This is a genomic window from Paenibacillus sp. Dod16, assembly GCF_049893405.1.
Classification (GTDB): Bacteria; Bacillota; Bacilli; order Paenibacillales; family Paenibacillaceae; genus Paenibacillus_AQ.
The window spans coordinates 61,067-78,316 of the sequence record NZ_JBNDYG010000004.1 but is presented as its reverse complement, the minus strand read 5'-3'; the positions used below and the strand labels follow the sequence as shown (position 1 = coordinate 78,316).

Here is a 17,250-nt window from a genome sequence, read left to right as displayed (position 1 = left end):
TTAAACACTTTAAACTTACCCCTTTCAATCAACTAACTTTTATATAGTCGCTTAACTTAATATTAAGATATATGAAATACATCCTCCTGTCAACCGTTTATTTAAACGCCAATACAAAGAGCGTGCAGACGGTAGTCTGCACGCATAACTCATGATTCATCGTGTAAAGTCATTCCGCAAGCTTCTTGATTTCGCTGTCGGTTAGCGCCACTTTGTAAATCCGCACCTCATCCAAGCTCCCGTTAAAATAAGGGTCGGCCGCAAAACGGCTTTTACCTAAATAAGCTTCGGTTGCCAGCAGTTCATTCGGATTCAGCTTCATATGATCACCGGATGCTACGACTTGACCGTTCACGTACAGCTTACCGGCATCCCCTTGCAGCGTGACCGCAACGTGCGTCCATTCATTGCTCGGCAGTGGTGCCTTTGACAGGACGCTCTGATCTCCCATGCTGCCATGAAGCGTGAATTGAAGAACGCCCGAATGCTGGGATGGTGTCAGAAACATATGCCTGGCAAGTCCGTTCCCTACGTCCAGCACTCTCTGCCACGGTGCTCCACCCTTCCAATATACCCAAGCAGCAAAGGTAAAGTCCTCTGTATCCGCAACCCGGTTCGGCAGTTCAATATAGCCGTCCGAGCCGTCAAAGTCCATTCCGCCTCCCTGCCGGCTCTTCTCATTCCACTGGACTCCTCCAAGGACCTTGCCATGAAATCCATTATCCGAGTTGTCTAATACCGAGCCGCCCTCATTCTCACTGAATGGGTAATTCAGCAGCAGCGGCCCTGCTGACTGCTGCAACACGGTCACGTCAAAGGTCTTGGAAGTCTTCGCTTTGCCTTTCGTAATCTGAGCGGTCAGCGTAACCTTCGCGTCCCCGGCCCCGGCAGCAGGACGATGGACCTTCCCTTCCGCTGATACGACCTGGGAATGAGAGGAACTCCAGCGAATAACCGCACCGCCGGAACCCTCTGACGGCAGATCAAGATCGTAGAAAACCCCGCTCACATCCCCGAGAGACAGGTCCTTCTGCACGGCATCCACAAGTTTCTTGTCGCTTCGATCAAGCTGACGTTCGCCCCACACAGCGGTGCCATCGGCCGAGAGAGCCGTAAAGGTCATCGCATGCCGCTTCCCTTCCGGGTCCCACTGCAGAGTCAGTACGCCTTTATAACTCTTTCCATCCAGAGTAAGCAGCACATCCCGCTTGCCGCTGATCTTCCATGTCCCGGATGCTCCGCCCGTCACTTTACCGTTCTTATGAAGCTCAATCGGCATCGATTCTTTTATCACGGACGAAATATCTTTCCCGTGTTGAATCAGCTTATAGTCTCCGGCTGCATCATTCGGCGTAATTTTCTTGGCTTCTTTGGCTTCCTCACCCGCATAGCGGTATGGAGCCGCTACCGGCCAGCCGTCCTGGTTCATATACAATTCATGCACCCGGATTTCATGCTCTTCTCCCCGCTGCGGAAAGCGGCTGTGAAAGATTAGGAATGTTCTTCCGCTCTGTTCATCATAATAGACGGAGTTATGGCCCGGCGATACAGCCCCGGTGCCGATCCCCGTTCCCGGATCGCCGATCAAGCGCTTGAACAAGTAGTTGCCCATCAGTTTCACGCCATACGGCTCAATCGATCGGTCATCAAAAATCGGAAGGGAAGGATCGGCCTTCACCTCTCTCATATCGTTGCCCTCCGCATCGTAAAAAGGACCATCCGGATTTTTGGAGCGGACGACCCGCATATTGTAGCCGCCAACCGCATCCAATCCCCCGTAGGACAAATACAGGTAGTAATAGTCCGTGGTCGGGTTGTAGAGCATGTACGGCCCTTCAATCCGGCTGTGGTTGCCGCCGAGCAGCTTCTTGCCGTATCCCTGTCCAGGCAGCGGTTTTCCGGTCTTAGGATCCAGCTCCATTATAAAAATCCCGCCGGAATAGGAGCCGTATACCATCCACAGCTTGCCGTTCTTATCAAAGAACACATCCGGATCCACCACATTCGGGTGCTTCGTTGCATCATAGACGGTTCCATCCTCACTGATCTCGTCCCACATGCCGGATTTCAGAATAATGCCGGTGTCCTTATACGGGCCTTCGATCTGATCGGCTACAGCGATGCCCATAGCCGAGCGGGGGGAATCCCCTTTGCAAGCATTGTAGTACATATAGAATTTGCCGTCGGCAAGCTGAATCACATCCGCTGCCCACAAGGTATCGCTCTGTGCCCATTCCAGCGTTTCTTTCAATTCCTCCGTCACGTTCGGAATCAGCGGGTTGCCATTCGAGACCCCCGACGCCACCATGTTCCAGCTCATCAAATCCTTCGATTTTGCGGCGGCCAGATGAGAACCGAACACATAGTATATATCCCCTGTCTTGATGACGGACGGATCATGGACGGATGCCTCTCGGAATATAGGCGCTTTCTCTCCCTTCTTCACCTGCGTCTCCTGCGCCTCCTGCGCGTATACCTCAGGACCGCTCGCTGCAGGTCCTTGGCCTGAAGCGCCTAAACCTCCCACCATTAAAACTGCGGCTATCCCTGCCGCAGCCGTCTTACTCAGCATGCTCTTGTGCATATGATTCTCCCTTCGTCCCCGTTTTTTGTAAACCCTTACATAAATGAAAAACCAAGATGTTTAGTTTCGTAAATTCGTCGCTGTTTAATTTAGATTAATATAAAATGTTTTATATTTGATAAGATATTAACACTGCTCGGCATGAAATATCAATGCAAATTCTTATTATTTATGGCTACAAATCAATTATTGGTAGGAAAGACCTAACAAAACCCTGATCCAATGCGGATCAGGGTTTTGTTTTATGTTTATATAAAATTAAAGGGCGTTATGCGTTAATATGTCCACCAGTTACCCGACATGACGATCATCGAGAACAGCTTGATGCTTTCCTCATAATATCCCTCGGCGGATGCATTCGCCGTGTAACTCCATACCGAATTCAGCCAGCTCTGGTGGCTGGACGAAGTCATCGCACTTACGCCAAAAGGAGCATAGAACGCCCCACTATTATAAGTCACCAGTGCACTGCCGTTCAGGTTATACCCTGCCTTGATGTTGGCAGGACTGCTGCTTGTGGCTGATTTAATGAACGTGTTCATCTTGTTCAATTGATTCAGCGCGCGCGTATCGCCGGTCATCAGATAGTCGGTCGTAATCCGCCAAGGGGTCCGGGACGAATTATAATAATACTTCCCGTCATTTGCCCCCTCCAGGAATCCCGCTTCTGCAGGCTGATAATTGCTGCCCGACATGACTACGAAATCCGGAAGCAAGCCGGTATTGGAGCTGTAGCCGTTATAGATGGAGTTGATGATGGTATAGGTTTTATTAATGACGTTATCCCAGCGGGCATCGCCGGTAGCCGCACGGAATGCCTTCATATGGTTCAGCATGAAATCCGATGGCCGCGTAGCGGTGTCGAAGATGCCGCTTGTTGCCCAATCGCCTAAGCGCAGCGTCCACTGCGACTGATTAACGTCATTGCTCATGATGGCATTGATCATATCCTTTGCTGCCTGCAGGTAATTGATCGCCCCGCTGCTTCCCCACTGCTTGTCCGCAAGCAGGAGTGCGTAGGCAATGTCCATATCGCCGTCCGTTGCCGAATTGGCTCCCCCTATATTCTGAAAGCTGCTGTTCTGCTTCCAAGCCATCAGATACGGATTGTTATTACTCGGATGCGCTTTATAATAGCGATAAAGTCCGTCGAAATACGACTGGGCATTACTATCGTATCCCGCCATCAGAACGGTGAAGAGCATCCCGTAGCCATGAGCCTCGGACACCGTCTCGCCCGCCGAATTGTATTTTACGTAATATTGCCCTGTCGCTGCAGGCTTCAGGAAAGACCCTTTCCAGCTGTTCCATTTGCTCTTGACCGCATTGTCCATCGCTGACTGCGTCACATTGTTCGGTTTAATCGAACCGCTTGTATACGACGTATGCTGGGGAAACGGCTTGTTGGCCGCCAGAGACAATCCGGCTGGCAAGATCAGTAGAACAGCGCAGAACAACACAGCAGACTTACGGATGATCGAATTTCGGAATACTTTCATCACGCTTCGCTCCTTTGTTTTTCGAATTGGAAAGCCATTACCACTACAGCCTGGTAAACCGGTTTCGAATCAACCACCACCCTTCCAATAATCGATGGAAACGAGGAACGCTGCTTATATGTATTAATATCAAGAAAATTAGATATGTAACTGCCTCCATATAACAAAAGATATTATTCATATCTACTACTAGTATAATAGAATTGTATATTATTGTAAATTAATAGTTTGACGGAATTGATTCCGACGCAAGCAAAAAGCCGCCTTTCTGCAGCGCCATCACTGCTCGGAAAGACAGCTATCATGTTTCCTCTTCCATTCCTGTGCCGGAATCCCATTCCCGGAACTCAAGCGTTGTCCGCGTAGTTAAATATCGTCCCCAGCGTCGTTGATCCAGGGCCATACCGCTCATAAGCCTTGTCCGCTTCATCCACGGGGACCACATGCGAGATCAGCGGTTTAACCGATATTCTCCCTTCCGCCAACAGACGAATATACTCGGCGATGTTGCGGCCTTCCGTCCAGCGCACAAAGCCGATCGGGTAATCCGTATTGTTGAGTTCATAGCTTGCGTCGTAACGGCCCGGACCGCCTGCTCGCGATATGAGCACCTGCGCCTCCTTGCCAAACATCCGGTCCCGGGCGTAAGTCATGGACAAATCGCCGACAATGACGATTTTTCCCTTATCCCGAATCCATGACATCGAAGAGTTGATGAGTTCCTCCCCAGGACCGCTTGCGCACAGAATAACGCTGTCGGCTCCATATCCGCCCGTCATAACCTGAATCTGCTCCTCAAGCTGCTCCCGGTTATCATAGGCATAAGGAATATGCCGCTTCATCCCCTGCACCCGCTCCGGGTTCAGGTCAAATCCGGCAACCGGGCAAGCCGCCGCGTGCGCGATCTGGGCAATGATCTGCCCCAGGATGCCAAGTCCGACCACCACGACCGATTCGCCAAAGCGCAGATCTGCCACCCGCAGGGCATGGATCGCAATCGCTCCCAGTCCCGCAAAAGCCGCTTCCTGCGGATCCACGCCATCCGGAACCATCGCTGTTAGGTTGGAAGGCACTTTAAGCCACTGGGCATGGCGCACGTAAGGAGCCCCATAACAGGCCACCCGTTGACCAACGGTTAGCCCCTGCACGCCTTCCCCCATGTCTTCGACAATTCCAACAGCGCTGTAACCCATAATGACCTTCTGATCCGATGCTCTTCGTATAAAAATCATCTCCGTGCCCGGGCTGACCGCCGAGTATTCGGTACGAATCCGCACATGGCCTGCCGGCAATTCAGCCGGCTTCTCGATTTGATCAACGATCACTTTTCCATGAATCGTGGCAACTGCCTTCAATATGAACCCTCCTGCTCCACCTCTTATTTTCCTGATGCTTTCCGATATTCGCTGGGCGATACGCCGCTATACTTCTTAAACGTTGTCGTAAATGTGGAAGAGTTCGAATACCCCGTTTTCTCTCCGATTTCGGCAATGCTGAGATCCGTGTTCCGGAGATATTCACGTGCGTGCGATAGTCGGACCTTGTTCAAATACTCCACATAATTGACGCCGAATGTCTTCTTGAAATAATTCGAGAAATATTTCGAGCTGGTATCCAGCACTTCAGCCATATGGTCCAAATACAGATTCTCCATATAATGAAGTTCGATATATTGGGAGATGAAGGCGGGATTCAGCTTGCTCCGCGGATCATGGTTCCGCGTATTGGCCACCACGCGCATCACTTCCATTAGCGCCTTCTGAATCTCTTCATAGGTGTAGGCTTGATCGACCTTGCGGATGAAATCACTCTCCAGCTGAAACAACTCATTGCGATCAACGGACGGCGAGTCCGCCTGCTTCATGACGAGAAAGAACATACTCTTCGCAATGTGCACCAGCTGATGATGATGGATGTGAAGGTCCGCGTTCTGCTGAACAATGTCACTCACGATCTGGAGTCCTTCGTCCACCTTGCCGCTCAGCATGCAGTTGCTCAGCTTCTCAATCTTCTGAAGAGGATAATAAATATCCGGGACGTAGCGAATTTGCTCCGTGTCGACCATATCGGTGTCGGCATTCACATTCCGGTATAATCGGCCATCCTTAATGTTCCGGTATGCCTCGCAGCAGTTGCTGATCTTGGACTCATATGTCCGGCTAACGCAGCCCCACACCGTGAACATATCCGTATACTCCTGGTTGCACAGACGGATATAGTCTTCGAATTTCCGTACCAGCTGCTTGCGGTCCGACGGCTGATCCAAACCGATAAGCGCGAGGAATCTCAGCTCTTCCACATGATAAACCACCACATGTTCATAGCGTTCCTGCAGGCTGCTTCGGATCTGGGCCGTCAACTCCTCCAGGACAAAGTCCGTCTGGGCCGCTCCCTTGCCGGCAGGCTGCAAATACACGGCCGCCATCATGAAATGCCGGCATTGGAAAAAATGCGTGTAATGCTTCTGCATCTGCATTTCCTGCTCGCGCGAATGGTGATGGCCATCCAGCGTTTGCAGAAACACGCCGCGGCGAATATCCTCATCCACCAGGTCCATCTGCTTCTTCAGGGATTCATTCTCCCGCTGGACCTTGATGATGCCGCTCTGGATTTTTACAAAATCATTCCCTTTCAGAGAACTGCCTCCGAGCAGCTGCACAATGTTCTTCACCGGCCGGTACAGATAAATGCTGAGCAGCACCGACAAGATGATGTTTAACGCAATCGCGCCATACATAATCCACGTATTGGCATTCGTGACGGAATCGATATTTTGAAACTTATACGGCAATTTATTGATATATATAAAACCGTTATAGTCCGATTTGTAGAAATTGTACTCAAAATCGTCGTGTGTGAGGGAAGCTTCCTGCGACGGGTTAAAGTATACGTCGTTCAGAATGCCTACCAAATCCAGATCCTTCTCGGTGCTCAAGATGACGTTCCGGTTCGCATCCAGCACGATGAGCGAGGCGCCGGGAATCATCGAGTTCAAATCGATCCCTTTCAGCAGCCGGTTCACGTTGATCAGGACCATGAGGTTTTTGTTCGACATCCTGACCTTGTTGCCGTCCACGGCTATCATCAAATTACGGCCATATCCGCTGCTCTGATCCGCATAAACCTCTGCCGGAAAGATGGTAAGCTCGTGCTCCGATCGGGTAAACGTCTTCCAGAACATCGAGTTGAACTTCTGGGACTTGTACCGCCTGTCAAACAAGGCGTCGAGATTGCTGGTTCCGCGCGTCGTAATGGCCAAATCATGATTGTCGAACGAGATGACCACATCCTCCACGATGTCCACGTTGGACACAATGCTGGAGACGCTGTCCTGCAAGGAAATGACTTTCTCCATGTCCAGCATGCCGTTCTCCATCAGCATCCGATCTGAAGGAAGCGCATGGATATTAAAAATCAGGTTGTTTACGGAGGAGAAACTGGTATCAAACGACTGAATGATATTTCTGATCACCATCCGGTTGTTCTCGCTCACCTTGTCGTAAATTCCGGTAATGGAATTCTTGTACACAATGTAATTGAATATGAACATGATGCCGACGACCAGTTGCAGAGCGAAGAAAATCTGGAGCAAACCTCTGTTGGCGATCAATCGATTCATACGGATTCACCTCTCTTGGATGTCATCCCTTCATATTCAACATGAAAGCCCTCGTCACCTCCCCGTTATCCCTTCTCGGAACCAAGCATGACCCCTTTGGCAAAATACTTCTGGGCAAACGGATAGATCAGCAGCACCGGAATCATCGACAGCACGATGGTTGCATTCTTCATGGCTTGCGGAGCAAGCGCCGACGCATCCACCAGACTCGGGTTGCTGCCGTTCTCGCTGAAAATCAGCATATCCCTAAGCACGACCTGGAGCGGATACATATTCGTATCGTTCAGATAAATCAATGGAATAAAGAAGCTGTTCCAGTGGCCCATGAAGTAAAACAATCCGATTGAGGCCAGCGCCGGTTTGGACAGCGGAAGCACGATCTGGAACAGAATACGGTACTCGGAAGCGCCGTCAACAACAGCTGCCTCACGCAGAGATTCCGACATGTTCTCGTAGAAGCTTTTGAGGATTAACAGTTCAAAGGTCCAAATCGCATTTGGAAGCACGAGCGCCCAAACGCTGTCCAGCAGGCCAAGCTCCGATACGATCAGGTAGTTCGGAATGATCCCCGGATTCAGGAACATGGTCATGATGATTGCCAGCAGAAAGAACTTGCGCCCGAAAAAGTTTTTGCGTGCGAGCGGATAAGCCGCTACGGCCGTAAGCAGCAGGTTAATCACCGTACCGAGCGCGGTATAAAAAATCGTGTTCAGGTAGGCGCGAGGCACCCGGTCATCATTCAGCACCTGGGCATAGGCGTCCAGATTAAATCCCTTGGGAAACAAGGTGATATTCCCTTGCACCACTTCGGAAGTCGCACTGAGGGAAACGGCGGTGATATACACGACAGGGTACACGGTAATAATGGCAAGGCACGTCAGAATCAGCGTATTGATGATGCCAAACAACGAGATATTCCGAAGGCTGAAGCGTTTGTTGTTTACCATAATCCGCTACCTCCCAGCCGCTTGCTGAAGTAGTTAGAGGACAGCAGCAATATCATGGCAACAACGGCTTCGAACAAGCCCACGGCTGCGCCATAGCTATAGTTGCTCTCCAGGAGCCCTTTCCGGTAGACATAAGTCGAGAATACGTCCGCTACCTCGTAGGTCATCGGATTATAAAGCAGCAGTACCTTCTCGTATCCGATCCGGAGCATCGATCCCGTCTTCAAGACAAACATGATAATAATCGTTGGAAGAATGGCGGGAATCGTAATTCTGAAGATCATGTGGCGTCTTTTGGCACCATCCACCTTGGCCGCTTCGTAGAGCGACGGGCTGATCCCTGCGATTGCAGCCATATAGATAATGGCCTCATAACCGACGGTTGCCCAGATATCCGATGAGACATAGATGGTTCTAAACCAGCTCGGTTCTATGAGAAAGTACGTCTTCTCAAAGCCTAGGGCAGCGATAAGCTGGTTAATGATCCCCTGATTGGGCGACAGGAAGTCGATGATCATGCTGCTGATAATGACGACCGACAGGAACGAAGGCAGATAGCTGAGTGTTTGAACCGACTTTTTGAACCATTTCACTCTGACCTCGTTTAAGAGAATCGCCAGAATGATGGGAAAAGGAAAACCGAAAATGAGATTATATACGCCGAGAAGCAGCGTATTCTTGAACAACAGCCAGAAATCCGGACTGTTGAAAAATTTCTCGAAATGCTTGAGCCCCACCCAGTCGCTCTCCAGGATGCCGGTGAATACGCTGTAGTCCTTGAAGGCAATGATTAAGCCGTACAGGGGCCCGTATCGGAAAATAATATAAAACAACAGGCACGGGATAAACAAAATCAACAGCTGTCTGTCCCGCTTCATATGCTGAAAGGCCGAAACCATTCTTCTTCCAAGCCCGCCGCGGGGATTGGCGAGATTTGTCTCTGTCCCTGCACTTGACATGGTGTTCCCTCCTTAAGATGATGAGCAGCACCCGAGCGTGGTACCCGGATGCCGTCATCACTCCTATTTCTTCTGCAGATTAATTCGTGGCTTCATCCAATCTCTTCTGGGCTGCGTTGAAAATATCGACGAGCTGCTTGGCTCCCTGCTTCTCAGCCTGGACCTGCCATTGCTGCCACTCGGCATCGCCGTAGTTTTTGTTCAGAATGTATTTTGCGTTAAATTCATCCGCCAATTTCTTCAGCGAGGTTTGGATTTCCGCAATCGTTGCGGTTTCGTCATCCGTAAAGTTCACAACCGGATCCAGCGGCTCGAATTTATTGCCGTTCAGCAGCTTATCCTGAGCCTCCTGCTCCTTCTCCGTGTAGTTGAAGTACACGCTGCGCTTATCGGAATTGACATACAGACCTTGCAGCCACAGACCATAACGGTCCTCCAGCACGCTGATATCCACCAGCGGCACGTCGGTCAGCTCCGGATAGACGGCTTTATCGCCTTCCATCTTGAACGTCTCACCTTCCACGCCCATCGTTACCAGGGTTGCGCCGGACGGGCTCGTCAGGTAGTCGAGCAGCTTCAGGGCAGCTTCCTTGTTGTCGTTGTTTGCTACCGCGATGCTGAAGCCGTTCGTGATGCTCTCGATCGTCTTGCCGTTGCCGGTCGGTCCAACCGGATTTCCGTATCTGAGATCATAATTCGGGTTTTGATCCTTAACCTGGTTGTAGAACAGGTCCAAACGTCCGATCCAGTCATAGGTCACAAAAGATTTATTGCCTGACGTCATTTTCGCCGTCCAGGAATCGTCGGTGTCCGTCATGAATTCCGGATCCAGGAGTCCCTCGGTGTACAGCTTCTTCATGAAATCGAGCATTTCTTTGTGCTCTGGCTGTATCGTAGCGTATTTCCACACCTTGGCCGTCTCGTCGTAATACGTCGGATAGTTGGCTCCGCCGATTCCCCAGCCGAAGGCCCAGTCGCGGAAAATGTGCTCCTTCGTCTTGGAGGCGTAAGGATAGGAGTCCGGATAGGCTTCCTTCAATTTCTTCAGAGCCTGGTAAAACTCATCGGTATTCGTCCATTCCTTGATGCCCAGCTCATCGAAAATATCTTTGCGGTACAGGAAGCCGTGGTTGACGTCACGGTTAATGTTCGCAACCGGCCAGGTATAGATGTTGCCGGATTCGTCTCCGAAGGACGGAATGACCCACGGGTTCTCGTCCACATACATTTTTTTGAAGTTCGGCAGCATGTCTAGATATTCGTTAATGGCAACGACCGCTTTCTGTTTGCCGATCTTCTTCAGCTCCGGAGGCGTCAGCCCGTGGATAATGTCCGGGAGCTTGCCGGATGCAACTGTTACTTTCAGTTTGTCTTGAAACGTAGCCGAGGAATAAGCTTGGAAATTCACTTTGATTCCGGTTCGCTTCTCGATTTCCTTGGCAAGCAAGGAATCATTCAGGTTGGTTTTCTCGCTGACGACCATCCAATTGATCGTTGTCGGTTTATCGACCAATGGAAGCGCGAGGCCTCCTGTATCTCCATATTGATCGGGATCTGCCGGTGCCGTTGGAGGTGCTGTGTCTCCGTCCGTTTCGGGAGCTGCCTCTTTATCTCCTCCGCTGCATGCGGCCAGGATCGAAATGATTAATGTAAATACGAGTGCCATGCGAAACCACTTTTTTGTCATGTTCGTTCCTCCTCTTAATCCATCATTTGAATGCGGCTGTCTGAATCTGTGCGATCGCTACTCTACCCCCGTCATTTCCTCTCATCTGTGTATGTTTGCTTACTCATCCGGTCTGCGCTGCTGATGCAAGTCGCTTTCTATCATTCCTCCTTGTTGGCGATAATCCCCAGCTGAGCGCAGGGAATATTCTAAAATCATTCGGGCAGCCGATGCCGATCCTCGGTACGGATTTTTCTACCCATCCACATCATAAAAACGCTTCCACGATTCGTAAAGAAGCGTATTTCTGCGAGATGGTGTTTTTTCTCGATCAGGCGGATAAAAAGCCGAAAACCCGCATAATATCAGGCTTTTCAGGCAGGTGGAAAATGCTAAAGCGGTAGAAATAGATGAAAAAATAGAGGGATTTCATCACGAAATCCCTCACGGAGCATGTTAAATTTCTTCTCTAACTCATCGTATATTCGAGGACCAGAACGCCTTAGGCGATCCATCAAAATAGGTGTGAATTCATTCACCCGTTTCGTCTTTTTTGGCTTTGGCAGCCTTTTCCCGTAATTTCTTGCCTTCCTTGCCGTACAAATCCTTCAAGATTTTCTTACCGGTCGGCGTCTGTGCAAGCCCGCCTTTCGCGGTCTCCCGGTGCTTGGCCGGCATAGCCGTGCCAACCTCCAGCATGACATCGATCACTTCATCCGACGGGATGACGCTTCGAACGCCGGCCAGCGCCATATCCGACGCCGCCAGCGCCGTAACCGCGCCGAAGCCGTTGCGCACGATGCAAGGAATCTCGACCAGTCCGCCAACCGGGTCGCAGATGAGCCCTAAGGAATTTTTCAGTGCAAGTCCAACGGCATGAACCGCTTGCTCCGGCGTGCCGCCCCTCAGCTCTGTCAGAGCGCCTGCCGCCATGCCGATGGCTGAGCCCACTTCGGCTTGACAGCCGCCCTCCGCACCGGAAATAAACGAATTGTTGGCGATCACGTAGCCGATCGCGCCTGCGCTAAACAGCCCCATCACCAGATGCTCGTCTTCCCAGCCGAAGCGCTCCTGCGTGCTGACGAATACGCCGGGGATAATGCCGCAGGAGCCTGCTGTCGGCGTAGCCACGATGCGCCCCATGGAGGCATTGACTTCGGACACGGACAGCGCGTAGGCCAGTGCCGTGCAAGCGTCGGTACCGAGCGCAGGCACCCCGGTGCTCATATATTGATGGACGCGAACGGCATCCCCGCCGGTCAGTCCGCTTTTGGAAGGAACAGGTTCATGGATCCCCCGGTGCACCGCTTCCTTCATGATGCCGTAATAATCGGCCATTTGTTTAAACGTCTCTTCCTTACTCTTGCCGGTTTCCTTGATCTGCTCATTCAGCATCAGCTGGCCGATCGTAACCTGGTCCTCCCGGCAGCATACGATGATTTGCTCCAGCGTAGAAAACTTCATGACTGCGCCTCCTCTACTGTCAAATCCGCAACGACGACGCGGTGCACGCTCGGCAGCCCTTCGATATGCTTCATCAACTCGGCCGGGACCGCTTCATCCGACTCCACCACCGTCATGGCATCGCCGCCTCTTCCCTTGCGGTCCACGTCCATATAGGCAATGTTGACGCCGCCTGCCTCCAGGAGCCGGGTGATATGCGCGACCATGCCCGGCGTATCATCATGAAAGACCAGCAGCACCGGATAATTCATCGTAAACTTAACGTCGAAACCGTTCACGCGCAGCATTTCTACACTGCCTCCGCCAATGGAAGCGCCTGCAATGACGTCGGTATGATCGCCGTCCGTCAGCCTCAGCTCCACGGTATTCGGGTGAAAGGCCACATTCTGTGCCGTTTTGAAATTAAGTTCAATGCCTGCCGCCTCCGCAAGCTCGATCGAATTCCGGATACGCATATCATCCGTGGCAAAATCGAGCAATCCGCCCACGACAGCCAGATCGGTGCCGTGGCCGCGGTAAGTTTCAGCAAAAGAACCGTAGAACACAATTTCCGCTTGATCGGGGAATGCTCCAAATATGCGCCGCGCAGCCCTTCCGATCCGCACGGCCCCAGCGGTATGAGAGCTCGATGGCCCCACCATACTGGGCCCAATAATAGAAAACACATCTTTAAACCGCATGCGCGATTCCCCACTTTCAACTATTCTGCCCTCATTGTATCAGTCCGCCAGCCAACTTTCCAAGTGCTCTTGTATAAAATCGTCATCGTTCAAATGCGGATAATCCCGGTAGACTCTGTCAATCTCTTCGGATTGTCCGGGAGACAGCGTTTCATGCGGATTCAGGCACCATGTGCCTTGCAGCAGCCCCTGCCTGCGGAGCACCTCATGGATGCCCGGAATACAGCCTGCAAACTGATGTGCGGGATCAAAAAAGGCTGCATTGGAGTCGGTAATCTCCACATTGCGTGTGAGCCACTCCTTCGCGAATTGCACCTGTGTGCGTGCCTCCTTGATTTCTTCCAGCAGCTCTACCGCTTTCTTGGTCCAGACAGCCCAATGACCGAGCAGACCGCCGACGATAGGCTTGGTAACCAGCGTCCCGTCCACATGGAATTGATACGTCGTCAGCAAATCGTTGACGATGTTATCATCATTCCCCGTATAGAGCGCAATGTCATCTCTGCGGCTCGAATAACAGACGGCACGAACGACGTCAATCGTCTGATAGCGGTTGAAGGGAGCCATCTTGATTGCCACGATATTCGGAATTTCGGCGAAGGCGCGCCAAAAGTCGAAGGAGAAGATGTTGCCCCCAACCGACGGCTGAAGGTAGAACCCGATCACCGGCATCCTCTGCGCAATCTTCTCCGTGCGCCTTAGAATGTCTTCTTCACTCCAGCCGCTTAAACCGCCCATGCTGAGGAGGACGGCGTCATAGCCGAGTTTTCGGGCGATCTCCGTTTCCTCTACAGCCTGCTCCGTGGGGCCGCAGACACCGGCCACCATAATGAACGGCCGATCGAGCTTCGCCTTGCGAACCTCTTCTGCCGCAAGTCGCAGCACGGGTTCATACAAGTCGATTCCCTTGTCACGGATCTCGAATTGGGTCGAATGAACGCCGACAGCAACACCGCCCGCACCGGATGCCGCATAATAGCGCGTTAATGCCCGCTGGCGTCGTTCGTCCAGCTTCCGGTTCTCATCCAAAGCAAGCGGGTGAGCCGGTATAACAAGCCCATCATGCAGAGCTTTAAGCTTCTCGGGGGCTAAACGTTGAGTTGCAGGAACCTGTCCGCTCATTAGAATTTCCCCTTTCTCTCTTGGAAGTGAGTCGGCTTATTCCAGCTCTCGCCGCCCGATTGCACCCATGCTGCGGTCCAGTCCAGCATCTGCAGCAGAGACACCTTCGGATAACCGAACAGCTGGTGGGATTTCGCAGCATTGTTCAGGAGTGCGGTCTCGGATTCCGTACCCGTAAAGGTCACTTCCTTGCCCATCCGTGCCGCCAATTCCTGTGCCGCCCAGCGGATCGACATCGTCTCCGGTCCGGTAATGTTGATAATTTCCGGAGGAGAGCTGCAGCGCAGGAGCGAACGGAGTGCCATCTCATTGGCATCTCCTTGCCATATGATATTCGCATGCCCCATCGCCAGGTGAATCGGCCGGTCCTCGTGAATCGATCTGGCCAGCTCATGCAGAACGCCGTACCGCATGTCGATGGCATAATTCAGGCGGTAAATCGCCATCGGCGTACCATTCTGGTGGGAGAAATATTCAAAGACGCGCTCTCTGCCGAGACAAGACTGCGCATACTCTCCAACCGGCTCCGGCGCTACGGATTCGTTGACTCCACCGCTGCCCACCGGTGAGAACGGGTACACATTTCCTGATGAAAATACGACCATTCTGGATTGCTTGAATTTCTCGGCCACCCGGCCCGGCAAGTACGAGTTCATCGCCCAAGTAAAATATTCACGGCCGGTCGTGCCGAATTTATTGCCCGCCATGTAGATCACGTTCGGAGCCTCGGGCAGCTTCTGCAATTCCCCATCGTTCAGCAGGTCGCACGAAATCGTCTGAACGCCCGCCTCCTCCAGCTCACGTCTAGCCTCCTGGTTCGAGAACCGCGATACGCCGATGATCCGTTTGCCTCCACCGCCTTCCCGAACGGCGTTGGCCGCCAGCCTTGCAAGGCTGGGACCCATTTTCCCGCCGACGCCCAGCACAAGAATATCCCCCTCCAAAGATGCCAGATCGGCAACAAGCTGTGCTGAAGGCTCCGCCAGCTTCGCTTCTAATTCTGCAACGGTTAACATGAACAATCTCCTCCTCCGATTGATGATTCTTCTTCATCATACGGCCCCAATTGATATAAAGACAAATCTTTAAATCGTCTTTAAATAGATAGACAGATCGTGTTTAGAGGAAGTTTTTCTTGCGAGATAAAGATGCTAAGCCTCGCATGTTTATATTTTCTTATCTCTTAAAAAAAGCTCCCTGGTCTCAGGGAGCAAACGAAACGTTCAGCACGATGTGTCGAAGCACGAGGAAGGCAATGATAAAGGAGGCTGCCAGCCCCAGCATCGTGAAGATGACGATTTTCTCAACGCGAGTAAATTTGACCTTCGTTTTATTCATCACGATCACCTCGTCCTCCATTATAATACATATCTGATATCCTATTCCAGAATGGTGAATCTGAAGATTTGCCTTGGCCTTCCTCTGGATTTTATGATTGTTTTTTGATGTATTTAGGTCTGCTCCTGCCGTTATTCGTCTTTCAATCGTTTTTCCTCGTCCTTGTGGCCTTCCGGATGCCCTTGCTCCGATGTCGCGCCGTTATTGAGCAGCTTTCGTATTCGGGCTGCCTCTTCCCGTTTCCGCTGCCCCGATCTTCGTGCCAGCCATAGGATGAGCAGAACGAAGGCCGCGATGACCAATAAGGGAAGTGAGCCGGAAAGGATGACGATAATCCATTGGATGATGATGGTGATCACATCGATGCTGCCCTGAAAAGCTTGGGAAACCCGCTGTCCGAGCGGCGCTTGAATGGCGGACGTTTTGGGATCATCCTTTTTTTCGGGCGACTCGTAAAGCCTGATTTCTACCGTGGAGTAAGACACGTTTTGGTCAATGTAACGCATCCGGCCTTTCATCTGCTCGATTTCGGATTGAATGCGCTCCAGCTCGTTGGCAAAAGCGACAAGGTCGGTCGTTTTTGTTGCTTTTTTCATGAAGGCGACGTACTGCTCCTCCATGATTTGCTTGGCCTTAAGCCTGGATTCCAAATCGATGTATTCCTCGGTCACGTCCTGCCCTTCGATGCTTCGCTGCAGGCTTTCATGCGCAATGTTCTCCAAACGGTCTATAAAGGAGGAGAAACCGTTCGCAGGAACTTTCACAATAAGCGTGCCGCCTTTTTCGCTGCTGGACTGGGTTTCGCTGAAATTAACAATATAACCGCCGGAAAGCGTCACTGTGTTCCGGACTTCCGACTGCGCTTTTCCATAGTCCTGAATCTCCATCACGATATTCGCTTTGTACATCAGCTTTTGGTTGAGGCCGCTTGACAAATCCTGCGAGTTAAACCCTGCGCCGGAAGTCTGGGCAGACGATGGCATATTCGGAAGCTCAGCATCCGCCGATGCCGGCTCCTCGGCGCTGTTCTTGCTCTTATCCGCCGTTTCGCTTTCGGCTTTCGCCGCACCTCCATCTGTTTTGTTTGAGGCTTGATCCGTCGATGTTACTTGCTTTTCAACGGGCGCGGCACCCCCGGCGCTCTTGTCTTGAGTACCCGAAGAGCAGCCGCTGACCAGCAATACGATAAGCATCAAAGCAGCAATCCATGAACCCCGCTTTCCCATACTTCAGCCCCCTGTAGATAAATATTTCCCGTTTTATCTACTAACGGTTCCATCATCTGGAAGGTTGCAGGCGCGCTAAAAAATCTATCCAAGCGGGACCATACCGGAAAGGCGCCTCCTCCGTCGCATAACGGAAGAGGCGCCAG

The 17,250-nt window shown here is 51.6% G+C and carries 13 protein-coding genes; all 13 read right to left on the bottom strand.

Going from position 1 to position 17,250, the window contains the following annotated elements:
- Window positions 1-169: 169 nt before the first annotated feature.
- Window positions 170-2,584, bottom strand: a complete 2,415-nt coding sequence (locus ACPV3A_RS04275; protein WP_426198283.1) for a LamG-like jellyroll fold domain-containing protein — start codon at window positions 2,582-2,584, stop codon at window positions 170-172.
- A gap of 275 nt (window positions 2,585-2,859) precedes the next feature.
- A complete protein-coding gene (locus ACPV3A_RS04270; protein ID WP_339221346.1) occupies window positions 2,860-4,083 on the bottom strand; it encodes a glycosyl hydrolase family 8 in 1,224 nt (407 codons plus the stop codon).
- Window positions 4,084-4,430: 347 nt separating this feature from the next.
- On the bottom strand, window positions 4,431-5,438 hold the full coding sequence (locus ACPV3A_RS04265) for a zinc-dependent alcohol dehydrogenase (protein WP_426198282.1): 1,008 nt from the start codon (window positions 5,436-5,438) through the stop codon (window positions 4,431-4,433).
- A 23-nt stretch (window positions 5,439-5,461) separates the two neighbouring features.
- Window positions 5,462-7,702 carry a helix-turn-helix domain-containing protein gene (locus tag ACPV3A_RS04260; protein WP_426198281.1) on the bottom strand — a complete coding sequence of 747 codons (2,241 nt, stop codon included), beginning with the start codon at window positions 7,700-7,702 and terminating at the stop codon, window positions 5,462-5,464.
- Between the two features lie 65 nt (window positions 7,703-7,767).
- Entirely contained in the window at window positions 7,768-8,649 is an 882-nt protein-coding gene (locus ACPV3A_RS04255; protein ID WP_426198280.1) for a carbohydrate ABC transporter permease, read from the bottom strand.
- Window positions 8,643-9,608, bottom strand: a complete 966-nt coding sequence (locus tag ACPV3A_RS04250) for an ABC transporter permease (protein WP_083397714.1) — start codon at window positions 9,606-9,608, stop codon at window positions 8,643-8,645. The genes ACPV3A_RS04255 and ACPV3A_RS04250 overlap by 7 nt, the downstream gene beginning before the upstream one ends.
- Before the next feature lie 79 nt (window positions 9,609-9,687).
- A complete protein-coding gene (locus tag ACPV3A_RS04245) occupies window positions 9,688-11,295 on the bottom strand; it encodes an extracellular solute-binding protein (protein WP_426198279.1) in 1,608 nt (535 codons plus the stop codon).
- Between the two features lie 510 nt (window positions 11,296-11,805).
- A complete protein-coding gene (sdaAA, locus tag ACPV3A_RS04240; protein WP_426198278.1) occupies window positions 11,806-12,738 on the bottom strand; it encodes an L-serine ammonia-lyase, iron-sulfur-dependent, subunit alpha in 933 nt (310 codons plus the stop codon).
- Window positions 12,735-13,418 carry an L-serine ammonia-lyase, iron-sulfur-dependent subunit beta gene (sdaAB, locus tag ACPV3A_RS04235; RefSeq protein ID WP_071222255.1) on the bottom strand — a complete coding sequence of 228 codons (684 nt, stop codon included), beginning with the start codon at window positions 13,416-13,418 and terminating at the stop codon, window positions 12,735-12,737. The genes sdaAA and sdaAB overlap by 4 nt, the downstream gene beginning before the upstream one ends.
- A 39-nt stretch (window positions 13,419-13,457) precedes the next feature.
- The gene (locus tag ACPV3A_RS04230; RefSeq protein WP_426198277.1) at window positions 13,458-14,540 is read right to left on the bottom strand and encodes a dihydrodipicolinate synthase family protein; all 1,083 of its coding nucleotides are present in this window, start codon (window positions 14,538-14,540) and stop codon (window positions 13,458-13,460) included.
- Window positions 14,540-15,556: an NAD-dependent epimerase/dehydratase family protein gene (locus tag ACPV3A_RS04225; protein ID WP_426198276.1), complete on the bottom strand. Its 1,017-nt coding sequence runs from the start codon at window positions 15,554-15,556 to the stop codon at window positions 14,540-14,542. The genes ACPV3A_RS04230 and ACPV3A_RS04225 overlap by 1 nt, the downstream gene beginning before the upstream one ends.
- 187 nt (window positions 15,557-15,743) lie before the next feature.
- The gene (locus tag ACPV3A_RS04220) at window positions 15,744-15,878 is read right to left on the bottom strand and encodes a hypothetical protein (protein WP_256720511.1); all 135 of its coding nucleotides are present in this window, start codon (window positions 15,876-15,878) and stop codon (window positions 15,744-15,746) included.
- A gap of 131 nt (window positions 15,879-16,009) precedes the next feature.
- Window positions 16,010-17,104 carry a DUF4349 domain-containing protein gene (locus ACPV3A_RS04215; protein WP_426198275.1) on the bottom strand — a complete coding sequence of 365 codons (1,095 nt, stop codon included), beginning with the start codon at window positions 17,102-17,104 and terminating at the stop codon, window positions 16,010-16,012.
- Window positions 17,105-17,250 lie beyond the last annotated feature (146 nt).